Source organism: Sodalis ligni, assembly GCF_016865525.2.
Classification (GTDB): domain Bacteria; phylum Pseudomonadota; class Gammaproteobacteria; order Enterobacterales; family Enterobacteriaceae; genus Acerihabitans; species Acerihabitans ligni.
In genome coordinates this window covers 88,719-104,785 of the sequence record NZ_CP075169.1, presented here as the reverse complement: position 1 = coordinate 104,785, position 16,067 = coordinate 88,719, and the positions used below count along the sequence as shown (strand labels likewise).

Below are 16,067 nucleotides of genomic sequence, written 5' to 3'. Positions count from 1 at the left end.
TTAACCTCCGCACCGGTAATCTTTATAATTGAGCCGGTACTTTGCCATGCGCAAACCGAGCATGCGCCGGGTCAGGCCCAATTGCGCCGCTGCCTTGGACATGTTCCCTTGATGGCGCGACAGGGACTCGACGATTATTTCGTATTCCATCAGGGATAACCGCGCTTCCAGGCCGGACTGGCCGCCGAGTTCACCCAGCACGGCGGGCTGCAGGCCGTTAGGCAGGTTGTAGCTGTGGATCACGCCGCCCTCCGCCAGCAGTACCGCCCGCTCCATCAGGTTTTCCAATTCCCGCACATTGCCCGGCCAATCGTAGCTCAGCAGCAAATTCAGCGCCGGCGTGGCGATGGTGGGGACGTCCACCTGCTGCTCCTTGGCGAAATAGGCATTGAAATGCTCGGCGAGCAGCAGAATATCGTTACCCCGTTCCCGCAGCGGCGGGATGGTAATCGGAAACACGTTCAGCCGATAAAACAGATCTTCGCGGAAGGTGCCTTTTTCCACCATTTCGGTCAAATCGCAATGGGTGGCCGCCAGAATACGTACATTCACCTTGATGGATTCATTACTGCCGAGCCGTTCGAAACAGCGTTCCTGAATGACCCGCAACAGTTTCGCCTGTACCGCCGGAGAGAGCTCACCCACTTCGTCCAGGAACAGGGTGCCGCCATGGGCCTCTTCGAAGCGGCCGGCCCGGCGCGCCACCGCACCGGTGAAGGCGCCTTTTTCATGGCCGAACAGCTCGCTTTCAATCACGCTTTCCGGCAGCGAGGCGCAGTTGAATTTGATAAAGGGCCCGTGGGCGCAGCTGCTGTTGTAGTGAATGGCGCTGGCCACCCGCTCTTTACCCACGCCGCTTTCACCCAGAATCAGCACCGTGGTGCGGGCATGGCTGACCTTATCAATCATCATGTAAACAGACTGCATGGCTTTGGAATTGCCGATAATATTCGAGGGCTTGAACTTTTCCTTTAATTCGCTGTTCAGCCGGGCGCTTTGCGCCTGCAACACTTGTTTGTGGGCCCGCTCCAGCAGATGAAGCTCCACCGCCTGGGCGATGGTGGTGGCGATAATCCCCAGCACTTCGAGATCGAGGTGCAGCAGTTGCCGGTTATTGTATAAGCGCTCTACCCCGATGGTGCCCATGACTTTCATGCCGCGCATGATGGGCACGCAGATAAAGGAAAGACGGCTATCCAGGTTTCTATCCCAACTGCCGGTACGATTGAGAAATAACGGCTCGTCGGCGATAACCGGCACGATAATCGGCTGTCTGGTTTCCACCACTTTGCCGGTAATGCCTTCGCCGGGGTAATAGACCCCTTTTTCGCTCTCTTCTCGGGACAGTCCGAAGCTTTCATGGATAAAAATCTGATCGCAGCTGGCGTCGTATAGGGAAATCATCGCGCGGGTGACCTGGAGGTGTTTTTGCATCAATTCCAGCACCAGCTTTAATGTCTTGGATAACGATCCCTCGCGGCTGACCACTTTGCTCACTTCCGACAGCAAGGGCAGCAGTTCGGAACGGCACTCACCCAAGTGGCAGGAAAAGGACAATGACTCCGTCAATAAAGAGTGGGTGGCGACGTGATTTGTCAGTGGGTTAACGACTTGATTCATGACCCTCTCCTCAGCGGTGTCTGCCGGAAAATAGCTGGCTTGAGCAGAGGATATTGCAAGACGGACGCCAAAAGTCGCTATGTAATAAAATATATAACGATATGATTTGGCATCATATTGCCGCCGGGGCCATTACGCCGTTGGCTGTATTTTGTACCATAAACGACAATCCTTCGGCGGCATTGTACGTTTTAGCACGGTGGGTAGACCTTCCTTGATTGAAAGCAGCCGGTCAGGGCCGCCGACTTCCTTCAAGCGCGGATCATTGCCTGATACATGCCGACCGGGACCCGGTCATCAAGCAGCGCGACGGAGGGAATACCGTTTGGCCTGAACTAAAAGCAGCGTGGCGAAGCGTTGCCCTCAGGGACGGCTGATCACGGCATAACAACGGCCGTCCGGCTTTTTCTCCGCCGCCAGGGTCAATTCCAGCGCCGGTAATTCCCTGTCGAACCATTTGGGCAAATGATCGCAAACGATCTCAAGCCGGGTAAAATCCGACCGGCGCAAAAAAGGCTGCAAAACCTGTTTGGAGGTTAATGCGCTATCGCTCTTCAAGGCGTCGATAAGGTTGAGCCGATATTCCCCCGCCGCGTCGCCGGGTTTGATAAACGTGGCGGCTGTCGCCCCCTGCGCGGTCTGCTCCTGACGGGTTTTGTCCAGGGCGATATGCTGTATCCGCGGTAAAAAACCCACCGGGTCCCCTGTCAGCTTCCACATTACAATGCCCATACCGTCAAAATAGGACAGCATCGCGCCGTTAATGGCGCGGGCGACAAAATGACGGCAGCCGTCCAGGTCGGCGAGCATTGCCAGGATGTGGGCACGGATTTCCGCCAGTCCCATATCTTCCCTCAGGCCAAAGGGGATTTCCCGCACCGGTTGCCAGCCTGACGGCAAGGATTCGTACACCCGAATCGTACCCTGCTGATACAAAGACGCCGTTTTGCCTTCGGTATCGACAAATACCGCTATTTTCATTTTGTCCTCCGGTTAAAAACCGTGTTTTTTACCTTTTATGGACACCACATCAATGCGCAATACCAGGGTGGAACGCAGATTGGCCTGGGGAAAGCTCCAGGCTTTATCGCTGAACCGGGCGACGATGCGGTTCAGGGCGGCGATTTTTTCCTGTTCATCCTCAATAAATACCGCGTTACCCAAGCCAATCACCGTGCGATGTTTGGCCTCGAAATTACAAATAACCTCGTCTTCCACCACCCCTTGCTCGATGGAAACGGCAAAACAGATGGCGTTGTTTCTTTTCAGGATATCTATCTTGCTGCCGGAGCGGGCCGAGTGGAAATATAAGGACATCCCGTCCCAGGCGTAAAACACCGGCACCATAAAAGGAATGTTGTTATCCGCCAGGGAGATATACATCACTTTGGCGGCATTTAGGATTTCATTGATCTCCGCCGCATCGGTTATCTCCCTATCATCCCGACGCATTTCGCCATGAGGGTGCCCATGGGGCGCAACGCCTGTCATCGACTGCATAATGTCCTCGTTTAATTAATAAGGAAGCTTATTCACCGCTAGGGCGTCCAGCATCGCCGACAGCGCCAGGCAAATTTCGACGATCCCGGCGGCGTCCGCCTCGGTGGGAGTGCCGTGGTGATAGTTATCCAGGGAACAGATACCGAATATTTCATCCAGCGCCCGGATTTTCAGGCTTAACTCCGGCGGGAAGTTGATGACCTCTTCCGCGGTATCCATCAGGCTGGAATAGTTATGATTAAACGCCATGCTGCCGTAATAGGCGCATAAGGCGATGAGATAGCATTCAACGGCAATGGACCCCACGTTGAAAATCAGCCCCGGCGATTGCGCCTGTTCGGCAAACAGTACCGCGCGGCGGTGATAGCCACGGGCATCGGCGGAAAGGCGGGTAAACTTTTTCTGTTCGGTTTCGAAAATCAATTTGGACATCGGGTTTATCCTCGGGAGGCGTGACCGGACCGCGATTCGCCATCCGGTAAGAAGCCAATGGACGCAGCGCCCCGGGTGCCGCCGGACAGCGGCATCACGGGGGGCGCCTTACCAAACGTTCAGCAGCCATTCCTTGTTTTTCTTGTATTCCATATCGGTAAACAGCGCGTTGGCGATTTGCTCCGCCAGCCAGATGGCGCCGGCATAGCCCACCACCGGATGACGGTAGGATCCGGCCCGATCGTAGGTAGGGAAACCCACCCGCACCATGGGGATCTGGTTGTCGATGGCGGTGAAACGTCCTTTGGAATGTCCGAGGATAAGATCCAGTTTCAGGCCGTCTTGCGTGATGCGCTTTTCCAGATCCCAGAGATCCGCATTGGTCACTATTTCCATATCGAAATCGACCTTTTCCTGCAGTGCCGTGACGCGGGGATCGGTGTCGTAATGGGCGTTATCGTCCCCAAGCAGGACCAATACCGGCTTCATTTCCAGATCCAGGCAGAACTCCGCCAGACCTATCACCAAATCCGGATTACCGTAAATCGCGACACGCTTATCCGCCAGGAACATATGCACCAGATCCGTCAGTGCGTCGATGGCGATGCCGCGTTCCCGTACCAGCGATTCCGGAATCGGTTTGCCGGTAAGCTTTTTCAGGTTCTGCAAAAAGGTATCCGTATTGCGGATGCCGATGGGCGTGGGCCCGATAATGGTCGGGATATCGAATTTTTCCGCCAGCCAATCGGCGGCCTTGCGTCCTTCGTAACGATTGAGGGCGATGGTTCCCAGCGCGTTGGCGGTTCCACGTAAATCCTCAATGGTGGTATTGCCGTGGGAAACGGTATTTCCGCTGGGCATGACCGGTGAATCGAAATCTTCGATTTCAAACAGCACGGTGGCGTCGATCTGCATTTCCGCCAGCAGATGTTTCAGCGCCGTGACATCCCCTGGGTTTACCCAGCCGGTCACCACGTTCAGCTTGCCGTTGGGTTCGGTTTTCTTGGCGAAGTATTTCACAAAATCCCGCACCGCCACATCGTAGCCGCTCACCATGCTGCCGACGAAGCTCGGCGTATGGATCGGAATCAGGTAAACCTCACGTCCGGGGAATTTTTCCTGCAATAATTCCTCGTTCAGCTTTCTCACCACCCCGTCCACATCATCGCCGATCACTTCGGTGGAGCAGGTGGTGATGATGGGGATGACCTTCACATGGGGATAACGCATCAGCAGGACATCTACGGCCTGCTCAACGCGATCCAGGGCGCCGAATACCGCGCCGTCCTCATGCACCGAAGAGGAGGCGATTTCGAAACTCTCCTTCAAATGCTGGGAAATCAGCAGGCGCACAAACATCACGCACCCCTGGCCGCCGTGGACGATACCGATACAATCCTTGATACCGATGCTGACATACTGCGCTCCCGCCGGTTGACAGGTGAATATCGGGTTGATCACACCGGCACGGTCTTTGGCTTTTAATTCACACGACATGATATTGCCCTCTATCTAATAGCGCTGATCGGTGAGTTCTTTATTCAACGATCCGGTAATCGTCAGGTAGTTCAAACGCTCATGCAGTGCCGCGATGAGCTGTTTGATCTCCGCCGTTGACATGGCGGCCAGCCAGGAAAAATGGCTCTTATAGGCATCCACCAGCACCACGGCATCCGCCCAGTAACACCGTGCGGCCGGGGTACTCAAATCCACCGGTTCGTCGCACAGCAACTGTTCGGCGATGGATAAAATGCCCTCGTTCTGCTTTTCCCGATCCCAGGCGCGGGAATGGAACTGCCACAGGCAATTTTTCATGATGTAATCCACCAGCTGTTCAATCTGGTTGTCGAGCGGACTTGCCATGGTGTCCTCCTTATTCCTCGGTATTCACAGTCTGTCTGGCGAAAGCGGGATAAACACGTTCACGTAATTTCGTCACGCTGTCGAACCCGCCGGTATATTGACGCAAAGTGGTGGATGAACTGACCTCTTCACTCACCATGGAGCTGGAGAGCATCTTCTGGGTCACAAAGCCATTGTCGGTGGGGATCTCGTCTTTGCTGATATCCAGCAGGGCGAGCTGATGGATCGGCGAATAAATGGCGTTGTAGATATCCCGGGCAAACCGCACCCAGCCTTCATAACCTTTATAAGGCCCGTTGTGGTACGCATGGGCGTTGAGGTAAGGCACCCGGATTTTCTTGGCCACTTCACCAGGCCGCTTGCCGGTAAAAATCACATCCGGCTTGAGCTGGTACATGGCTTCCAGGGTTTCCAGTTCGTTGGGATCGTCAATGGCCATCGCGCCGGATTCACAGCGGGCGATACCCTTTTCCATATCCCCTTGGTGGCCGAATTTGGTATACACCGACACCACTTCCACGCCCATCTCTTCATGGATAACGTGCGCCCAGTGCCACAGCTTGGAGCCGCCGGGCCATAAGCAGACTTTTTTGCCTTTCAAGCGGGCCAGATACCAATCAAGTTCCGGTTTCCAGCGTGCGGTTTCTTCATCGATAATGGCCTGGGCGCGATCTTCGATGCCGAAAAACAGCCCGATCTTACGCAGGGAATCCGACAGCGGTCCAAAACCGAAACCGTCGATATCCAAACGCGGGATGCCGTAACGTACCCGTAATTCGTTGCAGATATATTCCGCCGAGCGGGCGCACTCCAGCACATTCAGATGCGCGCCCTGCATGGAGCGCAAATCGTCATAGGAACCGTTGCCGGTAAAGGTGGACAGCACCTGGATACCCATGCGCTTGAAATAGTCCACCATCACTTCCTGATCGCCCTGGATGTTGTATTCACCCACATAGTTGATCACATGATCGCTGGTAATCTTCGGTTCGACCGTGCCGACTTTCTGGTTGATCCAGGCGATATTGATTTTGTGATGCCCGCCGGACTGGCTTGGACCGGCGAAACCCGGCGAGTTGCAGACAAAGATATCCACATCCGGCATTTCATCCATCACTTCCTGGGCCACCGCGGCGATGTCGTCGCCGATCAGCGCCGAGGCGCAGGTTTGGTAAATGGTCATGCGCTTAATCGTGGGCTGGGCCTTGAACGCTTCCAGGATATTCTGCTTCAGCACTTTTTCAGCGCCGAACACGATATGTTTTTCTTTCATATCGGTGGCAAAGGTATATTTAAGCTGGAAATTATCGTTATCGCTGATGTAGCGTTTGGTCTGCCAGGTATCGTAAGTACAACCCACCGGCCCGTGACTGATATGGATAACATCCTTCATCGGGGTGCCAATCACATGCTTGGCACCGCAATAGGCGCAGCCGCGTTCCGACAGTGTTCCCGGAATGGTATTCAGATAGCCCAACGGGAGCACCGACGATAAATCTTCTTCAGCTCCTTTAACGACAGCATGCAGCTTCCGCTCAGGAATACATTTGCTAACGTCAAACTCATGATGTGGCATAATTCAATCCCCGACTTCATCGGTAATACACTAAGCGGCCAGCATGACTCCGGCCCTTAACTTTTTAGGGCAAGGCCGGAATCAATCCGCCAAACCGTATTTAACCACCATGGCTTCCAAGGCATCCATCGACAAGGGCTTAGGAATAACCAGGTTTTTATTTTCAATAATCTTACGACCAAGTTCACTGTATTCATGGGCCTGGTTAGATTCAGGATCATATTCAGTCACGGTCTTTTTATTGAACTCGGCTTTTTGCACGATATTGTCACGGGGCACAAAATGGATCATTTGCGTACCAATGGCCGCGGTGAACTCTTCAACGAATTCTTTTTCACCATCTACCTTACGGCTGTTACAAATAATCCCGCCGAGGCGAACGCCGCTCTGCTTGGCATATTTAACCAAACCTTTACAGATATTATTCGCGGCGTAAATTGCCATCATTTCGCCGGAAGCGACGATATAGACTTCTTGGGCTTTACCTTCGCGGATGGGCATGGCGAAACCGCCGCAAACCACGTCGCCCAATACATCGAAGAAAATGAAATCAAGATCTTCGGAATAGGCTTTGTTGTTTTCCATCAGGTCGATAGCGGTGATGACGCCGCGTCCCGCGCAGCCTACACCCGGTTCCGGGCCGCCTGACTCAACGCAGCTGATGCCGAATACACCGGTTTTCACCACCATATCATTAGTGATTTTTTCCGCCCCTTGATCCCGCAATACATCCATCAATGTTTCCTGATGCATGCCGCCGAGAATAAGCCGGGTTGAGTCAGCTTTCGGATCACAACCATGAATAAAAATCTTTTGGTGATGGAAGTGGGCTAATGCGGCCGCGGTATTTTGCGTGGTGGTTGATTTACCGATGCCACCCTTACCATAAATTGCCAGTTTGCGAGTCACAATGAATAACTCCTCTGATGAATAAAAACTGCTGATAATATTGCTTGCCATAGACATAGAGCAAACCCCATGCCAATAACCCGCCATGGGGTTTTAAATCAGGGTTAAATTGCCGTTTAATTTTATCTGAGGGACTTTAGCGCCTGTATTAACAGGGTTTATTCCTTATTGTTATTCTTGCCAGGATGACGGCTGCTAAACGCAAAACTGTGAACTCGATAGGGGATTTTCGCTAATTAGTACATTCAAGTACTTTTTTTCAAAGAAAAGTTCTCTGATGTTTATTTAATTAAAAACCTCATTTCCGGACAAAATACATTCGGGTATATATATTCCCCACAATGTACATTTATGTACAGATGCAGCGAAGAGGGCCACTATACCCTCTCCACTTATGGCCGCCCTCAGGCGCGGGTGGCGATAACGATACTGGAAGCCTTAACCAACGCGGTTACCGCATCCCCTTCCTTAAGCTTCAACCCGTTGACGCTTTCGTTGGTGATCACCGAGACCAGTGACATGGTGGCATCGATCTCCACCGTCACTTCGCTGTTGACCGCGCCTTTGACCACCGCCTTCACGTTACCGGCGAATTGATTGCGCGCCGAAAAACGCAGACCGGTATCGGCGGCGGTCAGGATCACCCAGGGCGCTTTGATAAAAGCGATGGCTTCTCCGCCCCGCTTGAGATCGAGGTATTGCACGCTGCTATGGGTAATGGTGGCAATCAACGCCTTGCCGTTAGGCAGGGTAATCTCAATTTCATCATTAACCGCGCCGGCTGTGATGGCGGATACGGTTCCCGTAAGCTGATTTCTGGCTGATGTAATCATTTGGTACCCCTATCAGATTAAAGAAAGTTCACGGCACTTCGCTGTGGTCGGTTCATCCTGGGACGGCAATTAAATAAACTTCGCTTCAATGCGCGCGGCTCTTCCTGGCGGCTCTTATATTCCCCTCTTTAGGAAAAAACAGGCAATATAAAGGTAAGAGTCCCTTTTACAGCGGCAGGCAGCGTAAATCATATCCTCTCATATAATCCTAAAGCGTCATTAATAATTTGACAGTTTTTTTAGCTTGCATTTTGACTTAAGCAGCCGATATTGTTATGTAATTTTTTATATAACGGTAACCCAAAATGATAAAGAAAAAATATTTGCCGGCCATGATACTGTGCGCGCTGGGGGCTATATCCAGCCTGTCGGTCCAGGCGGCGCAAGATATACGAGTGACTTATGCCGGTTCAATGGGCGTGGTGATGGATAAATATCTCGGCCCGACCTTTGCCCAAAATGAGCATGCCGCTTATCAAGGCCAGGGGCAGGGCGCCTATGGCATGGCGCACCTGCTGGAATCGAAGAAAGTCGTGGCGGACGTCTTTGTTTCCATCACCCCCGGACCCATGGATATCCTCAAGCAGGCTGGTCTGGTTGATGAAGCCGTGCCGGTTGCCAGTACCAGCATGGTGATTACCTATAATCCCAAAAGCACCTTCGCCCCCGCCTTTGAAGCCATTAAAAACGCCAAACCGGGCGCCGCGCCCTGGTGGAAAGTCCTGGAATCCCCGGGGTTGAAGTTCGGCCGCACGGATCCCATCAATGACCCGCAGGGACAAAATATTATTTTCACCATGCTGCTGGCGGAAAAATATTATCAACAGCCCGGTTTAACCCACAAGGTATTGGGCGATGTGCAAAATCCGCAACAGGTGTTCGCCGAAGGCGGTTTACTGACCCGAATGGAAGCCGGGCAGGTGGACGCGGCTTCAGGTTATGAAAGCGCGACCATCTCGTCAAAGCTGCCCTACATCACCTTGCCCGATGAAATCAATCTCAGCAACCCCGCCATGACCAAGGACTGGTATAGCAAAGTAAGCTTCAAGGTGACTGATTCCAAGGGGCAGGAAAAAACCCTGCAAACCCAGCCGCTGGTGTTTTATGCCGCGGTGTTGAAAAACGCCCCCGATGCCGCCCTGGGCCGTAAATTTATCGCTTTTCTGCAAAGCCCGGCCGGCCAGGCGGAGCTTAAGAAAAACGGTTACGGCCAGCCTAAGGGCGGGGTGCTTTATCAATAAGCGCGCAACGGCCTAAGCGAGTGTCCCGCTGGCTGGCGGCGCCGGCATTGCTGTTGCTGGCGCTGCCCTTTATCACGCTCATCGGCGTCACGCCCTGGCACGGGTTCCATCTCGCCTATGGCGATTGGAATTCCGTCGCCACGTCGCTGGGATTAAGCTGCATTTCCATTCCCTGTATTGTCCTGTTGGGCACGCCGCTGGCGCTTTGGCTGGCGCGCACCACATCATTTATGCGTCACTGGGTGGAAATCATGGTGTTGATACCTCTGCTGACGCCGCCCCTGGCATTGGGAATATTGCTGATATCGGTTTACGGCCCCTACGGCGCAGTGGGGGGGATTATCGCCCGTCTGGGCCTCTCGCTGACCAACAATGCCGGCGCTTTTGTGCTGGCGCAGATCTACGGCGCGCTGCCCTATTATGTCATGTCGGCCCGAGTGGCTTTTGAAGGCGTGCCGCCGACGGTGGAAGAAGCGGCGAAAGTCCTCGGCGCGCCGCCGTGGCAGATCCTGATACGCTTAACGTTGCCCCTGGCCCGCCAGGGATTGGCCACCGGCCTGGCCATCGCCTGGGTCAGGGTGGTGGGTGAATTCGGTATTGTGCTGGTGTTCTCTTATTTCCCGCAGGGCATTCCGGTAAAGCTCTATATCAATTTGCAAAACGACGGTATCGATGCGGTATATTCATTACTGTGGCTGCTGCTGGTCGTGACGCTGCCGTTCCCGCTCTGTTGCCTGGCCAGTTCCCGCCGCAGGCTCAAACAGCTACATTAAAACCTTACCATTTATAATACCATCGATGATGTCTATATCATTAGTGAAACATTAACAATTGAATTTTATATTTTCATTTGAAGAAAAATAGAAAATCATACCCCCATAACTATAAACTTTTATTAAACGGAAACATCCTGTTATTAAAATATAAAAAAAATTGATTTTTATCCCCTCATCCGATAAAAATAATCAATCAATCAGGGGAATCGTTAACTGAAATATCGTTGAATCGTGGTTAGGGCGTTAATATATGTATGAACTATTAAATAAGATGAGTGATAACATCAAATCAGGCAGCAGAAAAGATTTGTTCAAATTATTGAATGAAAGCTCCCAGTATGATGTGACTATTTCAAAATCTCGAAACCGGGTTTTTATTGACAAAAACGGCAAGGAAATCATTGATTTTGCTTCAGGCAACTATCTCGGGTTCGACAAAAGGCAAGAAGAACTGCTGCCATCGGCCATACAGGCGGTAAAAGACTATGGCCTGCACACCGGCAGAGCAAGACTGACGGGGCATTACGGACTATGCCTGGAGCTTGAAGCGCGTTTAGCCCGCTTTATCCAGGCCGAAGATGCATTGATAGTCACCAACACTTTTCTCGGTAGCATAGGCATTATTCCGGCGCTTCTGGAGGAAAATGATCTGGTGATCATGGACAAAGCCGCCCATGCCATCATGTTCCACGGTGCCCAGCTGGCAAGGGATAAAGGCGCAATATTAAAAAGCTATCCCCACGACGACCTGGACCAACTCGAAACGCTGTTGAAATCCCATCAGCATGCCCGGCATAAGTTGATTTGCCTGGATGGCGTCTACAGCATCACCGGTAATTATGTTCGCTTGGCGGAAATACAGGCAATTGCCCATAAATATAATGCAATATTATTCGTTGATGACGCCCATGGCTTCGGTATGCTGGGTAATACCGATAAAAGCCAGAATCCTTATGGCGATGGCTCGGGTATCGTTAATTACCTCGATCTTTCCTATGATAATATACTTTACATCGCCGGCACCGCCAAAAATATGGGTTGCGCCATGGCGTTTGCCGGCGTATCGAAAAAATTGAAAAACACCCTGCTCGCGTTTTCAAAGCCATTGGACTATTCTCAGCAACCCATTCCCTTTGCCTTCGGTTTGCTTAATGCCGGTCTGGATTTGCTGGCGCAGGAAGGCGACGTTCTGAAAATAAAAATACACCGCATGGTGCAAGAATTATTAGCCGGATTGGCCCAGCTTGGGTTTGAGACTTTTTGCCAAAATGGTTTCCCCATTGTATCGGTCAAAATACCCAACACCGAAATGCTGACTACCTTTTCAAAAATACTTTATTCGGACTATGGTCTCTTTGTGACTTCATGCCCTTACCCCACCATGCCGAAAGGCAGTGAATGTATCCGTATGACCATCACCGCCATGAATGAGCCTTGGCAATTGAAAAAAATTATTCAGGCATTTTCGGATTACAAAGAAGAAATACTTCTCTAATACACATCAGGCTTAAAATACATAATGGCAATAATATATACTGATGAAATTATCACGGCCACAGAATACAATGAATTAAGAAATAGCGTTGGCTGGTCTGTGCCAACTAACCGGTGCGCTGAAAAAGCTCTTGCCCATTCGTTATATATCTGTTCCGCCTATCAGGGCCAACAAATTCTAGGTAGCGGGCGTGTGGTGGGGGATGGTTCCCTGATCTTTTGCATAATGGATCTCATGGTCCATCCTGATTTCCAGCATCGTTACGGTATAGGTGTACGTATTCTGCACAATATATTCCATTATCTAAAAGTACATGCCTGCCCTGAGGCTGATATATTGGGTATGGCCGCATTAGGACGCGAGCGCTTATATGAAAAATGGGTTTTGTCATAAGGCCCACAGATTCATTGGGGCCGGTATGGTTATGCCCTACGCCGAATTACTGAAATATTGATTAGATGATAAAATGAAATTTATTCATAATACCTATAAAAAATGCTGGATGAAGACAGTTTGAACATAGCAAGGGATTTTTGGATACTGAAAAGAATTTCTAAGTTGCAAGCTCAATCTCTTCAAGCACTACAAACAGGCGGTGGTAGTCGGCTGCGGCGATTACAACTACTATGAATTAATAAAGGCTACAAACCTAAGTTACTTAGGCATAGACCCTTTAGCCACCAGAGGTGAATGTCCCCAACTGATCAAAACCACCTTTGAGGAGTACCTCACCCAAAGGGACGGCGATGAAAATAAAATATTTATATTTTGGTTTAATGTCATAAGCCATTTAAATATGGATTTAATAGAGAAATCCCAAGGAATCCGAAAAGGCGATCTGATAATTAATTCAACATGGCGTACAAAAAATACATCGAGGAATTTGCTCGAACAATATTACTCAAGCATTTTACCACATCATCAAAAAATATTTTCAACGCCGATGTTATATTATCAAGGAAAAGGTCGATCAAAGGAATGTTACGATCAGATAGCGGCTTTAGCACTCAAACAAAAATAATAATTTATTCGAAGTGGCAATAATTTAGCTGATATTCAGATATTATTCAGCCTCGGCTGTATGCCGCGTTAGCGGTAAATTATCAAAACTGACCCTAAATAATATAAGCTGCAGGAAGACGGCGAGGCTCATGAATGAACATAGCAACGAAGCCAACGCGCACGGAGCTTTATGTATGACGGGTATAGCAAAAGGAATCAGTATGACGACTCTGTTACATGATGGATTTCACCGATCCGTTGATCAATACGCTAACGCAACGGCCATTGTTGATGAATATCAAAACCGTACGACCTATCGGCAGCTAAATAGGAAAGCCAATTTAATTAGTTTAATAATAAATGAAATTAGTAATTCTTGTGTTAAAATAATAATTTTGTCGGCATACTATCTCATGTAAATGTTAATGGGATCGCCAGTATTCTCGGTATTCTCAAAGCTAAAAACCTATGTGCCGATAGACCCTATTACCCTACACAATTACTCATCAGCGTCATAGCGAATTTGAACCTTGATATCCTGCTCATCGACCGTCCCTTGTTTGATCAATTTCAACAACAATTCCTCCATTGCAATTTAAAATATGCGATAGTTATCGAAACCGATGCCTTCCCTGCCTCTTTACCTTCAAAGATGGAGTAATGGTTGATTTGCCGGTGGAAGCAATGACAGCTTATGCCTGTTTTAAATCTATCGGGCTTACGCAGACGATGAAGCCAGGAGAGCTGATGGAATCGCTTGATACAACAGACGCCTTAAGTCAAGTTTCGGATGATCTGGCGTATATCCTTCATACATCAGGGTCAACCGGCATACCAAAAGGCATTATGTTAAGCCATAGGAATGCGATGACCTTTGTGGATTGGATGCAAAAGAATTCAGGCTCACCCATAATGACCGGATTATCTCACGGGCACCGCTTAAATTCGATTTATCGGTATTTGATATTTTCAATACATTGAGTGTGGGTGCGACATTGATTTGTTACGATTGGAATAAACGGCGTGACATTAGCATTAAACACCGGGATTATGTCGCCCTTCTGGAAAATGAAAACGCCACCATGCTTTATACCACGCCGTCAACCCTATTGACATTAATGGAAAAAGGGCAGTTTTTAAAAAACAAAACCATCTACATACCATCATGTATGCCGGCGAGCCCTTCCCGGTGGCTAAGCTTGAAAAGCTGAAAGGACTCGCGCCTCATATTGCCATCGCCAATATCTATGGTCCGACTGAAACCAACATTATCACCTATCACTGGGTACAGGATGAAGATCTGCTGCGTGATAGCATTCCGTTGGGAAAAGTCGTTGATGATACAGAGATTATCGTGGTCAATGATGACGCAAACAAAATTTGTGATGTTAACGAAATCGGCGAATTATGGTGCAGGGAGGAACCGTAACCCATGGTTATATCAATCAGCCCGAGTTAACGGCGCGGCATCATATTCTCAGCCCCTTCCATCCCTATCCTGTTAGATATTGGAGGACAGGCGATTATGGTTATCTGGATGATGATGGCAAACTGCATTATAAAGGCAGAAGAGACCATATGTATAAAATCAATGGCTACCGAATTGAAATTGGCGGTATAGAGGCTGCGGTTGCCAGCTTGGAGGAAATTCATGAATTATGCATTACAATTTCCAAATCAAGCGATAAAAGCAATATAATATGTCATTATTCTTTAGTGGAAAATGCCCGTTTAGAAGAGAGTAGTGCCCTGATTCGTCTGCGAGACCTGATTCCTTCCTATATGCTGCCGAATCTCTTCCTCGAATACAAAGAATTGCCTAAAACCTCATCCGGCAAAGTTGATCGGACGTTGCTGAATCAATTTAGTACATAGACATCCTATAAATACGCCATTGCGGGGCTAAACGGGAAAATTGAATCTTGCCTTGCCAAAGTGCCGGCTGTGTTCAGAATCTGTCCTGGCGCAAGGCCGCATCATGCGGCCTTGCCTGCCGCTTTACCGCCCAACGGAAAGAAATCTTCCCGGCGCCGATATCCTATGGTGAGACATGCCGATCCCCCGTGCTGACGGAAACCTGCCCGGATTTTTATTTATTGAAATTTTATACTAATAATTTAATCGTCTATATTCTATAAATCCATAATACGAAGATTCTTTACTGTCATATAATTAGCTAAGTCTCATTAACCCATTAACCTATTTTCAGCATCAGGCGAAGAGCGCGTTCATTATTTTGAAAAGGAAACAAGATGAATATAAAGCTTTTAGCCATAGGTTGCGCCCTGGGAATCTGGCTTGTCATTCCGGTCCGGGCGGTCACCACCAACGGTACGATAAACGCAACCCTGACCCTCACCAACGGGTGTTTGATAAACGGTAATCCCGTCTCCAGCAATGCCAATTTCGGCACGCTGGATTTCGGCGTTTCTCCCGCGACATTTGATACCCTGAATGCCACCCTGACCGGCGCCACCGGCAACGGTATTCGTATCCGCTGCAGTAACGGCGCCACCTATACGGTACAAATTACCGGCAGCAATTCCGCCCCCGGCACGGTTTACGGCGCCCAAAGCACCAGCCCGCGCTATATGATATTGAACAACGACACCACCCAGGGCATTGCCTATACCCTGTATAACGACGCTGCGTACAACAATCCCATCACCAACAATGCCAACCTCATCCCCTCCGGCACGTCCGATCCCATTAACGGCACCATATTCCCGGTGTATGGAAGAATTACCCAGGGCGGCAATAATACCGCCATCCCGGCGGGCACCTATACCGATGTCATTAACGTACAAGTAGTTTATTAAT

18 protein-coding genes and 1 pseudogene are annotated in these 16,067 nt (G+C 49.9%); 10 read left to right on the top strand and 9 right to left on the bottom strand.

The features are described 5' to 3' along the window. From GTU79_RS00470 to GTU79_RS00430, 9 genes are all read right to left on the bottom strand, one after another. Positions 1 to 1,620 (bottom strand): sigma 54-interacting transcriptional regulator, encoded by a 1,620-nt coding sequence (locus GTU79_RS00470; protein ID WP_203524514.1) that lies wholly within the window; start codon positions 1,618 to 1,620, stop codon positions 1 to 3. A 363-nt stretch (positions 1,621 to 1,983) separates the two neighbouring features. Beyond that, positions 1,984 to 2,601, bottom strand: coding sequence for a Fe-only nitrogenase accessory protein AnfO (gene anfO, locus GTU79_RS00465; RefSeq protein WP_203524515.1), 618 nt, complete (start codon positions 2,599 to 2,601; stop codon positions 1,984 to 1,986). A 12-nt stretch (positions 2,602 to 2,613) separates the two neighbouring features. Further along, complete coding sequence (locus GTU79_RS00460; RefSeq protein ID WP_253073466.1) at positions 2,614 to 3,120, bottom strand: pyridoxamine 5'-phosphate oxidase family protein; 507 nt, start codon at positions 3,118 to 3,120, stop codon at positions 2,614 to 2,616. Positions 3,121 to 3,135: 15 nt separating this feature from the next. Further along, positions 3,136 to 3,552 (bottom strand): hypothetical protein, encoded by a 417-nt coding sequence (locus GTU79_RS00455; RefSeq protein ID WP_203524516.1) that lies wholly within the window; start codon positions 3,550 to 3,552, stop codon positions 3,136 to 3,138. A 108-nt stretch (positions 3,553 to 3,660) separates the two neighbouring features. After that, a complete protein-coding gene (gene anfK / locus GTU79_RS00450) occupies positions 3,661 to 5,049 on the bottom strand; it encodes a Fe-only nitrogenase subunit beta (RefSeq protein WP_203524517.1) in 1,389 nt (462 codons plus the stop codon). A gap of 15 nt (positions 5,050 to 5,064) precedes the next feature. Next, positions 5,065 to 5,415, bottom strand: a complete 351-nt coding sequence (anfG, locus tag GTU79_RS00445; protein WP_132923993.1) for a Fe-only nitrogenase subunit delta — start codon at positions 5,413 to 5,415, stop codon at positions 5,065 to 5,067. A 10-nt stretch (positions 5,416 to 5,425) separates the two neighbouring features. Further along, a complete protein-coding gene (gene anfD, locus GTU79_RS00440) occupies positions 5,426 to 6,991 on the bottom strand; it encodes a nitrogenase iron-iron protein, alpha chain (protein WP_132923994.1) in 1,566 nt (521 codons plus the stop codon). Between the two features lie 81 nt (positions 6,992 to 7,072). Continuing rightward, complete coding sequence (gene nifH / locus GTU79_RS00435; RefSeq protein ID WP_132927923.1) at positions 7,073 to 7,900, bottom strand: nitrogenase iron protein; 828 nt, start codon at positions 7,898 to 7,900, stop codon at positions 7,073 to 7,075. A 404-nt stretch (positions 7,901 to 8,304) separates the two neighbouring features. Then, positions 8,305 to 8,733, bottom strand: a complete 429-nt coding sequence (locus tag GTU79_RS00430; RefSeq protein ID WP_132923995.1) for a TOBE domain-containing protein — start codon at positions 8,731 to 8,733, stop codon at positions 8,305 to 8,307. Between the two features lie 305 nt (positions 8,734 to 9,038). On the opposite strand from GTU79_RS00430, the gene GTU79_RS00425 reads away from it, so the two are divergent. From GTU79_RS00425 to GTU79_RS00375, 10 genes and pseudogenes are all read left to right on the top strand, one after another. Then, positions 9,039 to 9,974, top strand: coding sequence for an extracellular solute-binding protein (locus GTU79_RS00425; protein WP_203524518.1), 936 nt, complete (start codon positions 9,039 to 9,041; stop codon positions 9,972 to 9,974). Positions 9,975 to 9,994: 20 nt separating this feature from the next. Next, entirely contained in the window at positions 9,995 to 10,747 is a 753-nt protein-coding gene (locus tag GTU79_RS00420; protein WP_214513630.1) for a molybdate ABC transporter permease subunit, read from the top strand. A gap of 310 nt (positions 10,748 to 11,057) precedes the next feature. Next, entirely contained in the window at positions 11,058 to 12,245 is a 1,188-nt protein-coding gene (locus GTU79_RS00415) for an aminotransferase class I/II-fold pyridoxal phosphate-dependent enzyme (RefSeq protein ID WP_214513629.1), read from the top strand. Between the two features lie 24 nt (positions 12,246 to 12,269). Further along, the gene (locus GTU79_RS00410; protein ID WP_214513628.1) at positions 12,270 to 12,638 is read left to right on the top strand and encodes a GNAT family N-acetyltransferase; all 369 of its coding nucleotides are present in this window, start codon (positions 12,270 to 12,272) and stop codon (positions 12,636 to 12,638) included. 202 nt (positions 12,639 to 12,840) lie between these two features. Next, on the top strand, positions 12,841 to 13,266 hold the full coding sequence (locus GTU79_RS00405; RefSeq protein WP_214513627.1) for a hypothetical protein: 426 nt from the start codon (positions 12,841 to 12,843) through the stop codon (positions 13,264 to 13,266). Positions 13,267 to 13,396: 130 nt separating this feature from the next. Beyond that, positions 13,397 to 13,666 (top strand): hypothetical protein, encoded by a 270-nt coding sequence (locus GTU79_RS00400; RefSeq protein ID WP_214513626.1) that lies wholly within the window; start codon positions 13,397 to 13,399, stop codon positions 13,664 to 13,666. Between the two features lie 241 nt (positions 13,667 to 13,907). Next, positions 13,908 to 14,458 (top strand): annotated as a pseudogene (locus tag GTU79_RS31250) (AMP-binding protein). Next, the gene (locus GTU79_RS00385; RefSeq protein WP_253073465.1) at positions 14,437 to 14,676 is read left to right on the top strand and encodes an AMP-binding protein; all 240 of its coding nucleotides are present in this window, start codon (positions 14,437 to 14,439) and stop codon (positions 14,674 to 14,676) included. Before GTU79_RS31250 ends, GTU79_RS00385 begins: the two are co-directional and overlap by 22 nt. Continuing rightward, positions 14,655 to 15,122, top strand: coding sequence for an acyl-CoA synthetase family protein (locus GTU79_RS00380; RefSeq protein ID WP_214513622.1), 468 nt, complete (start codon positions 14,655 to 14,657; stop codon positions 15,120 to 15,122). The genes GTU79_RS00385 and GTU79_RS00380 overlap by 22 nt, the downstream gene beginning before the upstream one ends. A gap of 377 nt (positions 15,123 to 15,499) precedes the next feature. Beyond that, entirely contained in the window at positions 15,500 to 16,066 is a 567-nt protein-coding gene (locus GTU79_RS00375; RefSeq protein ID WP_203524523.1) for a Csu type fimbrial protein, read from the top strand. Position 16,067: the final 1 nt, after the last annotated feature.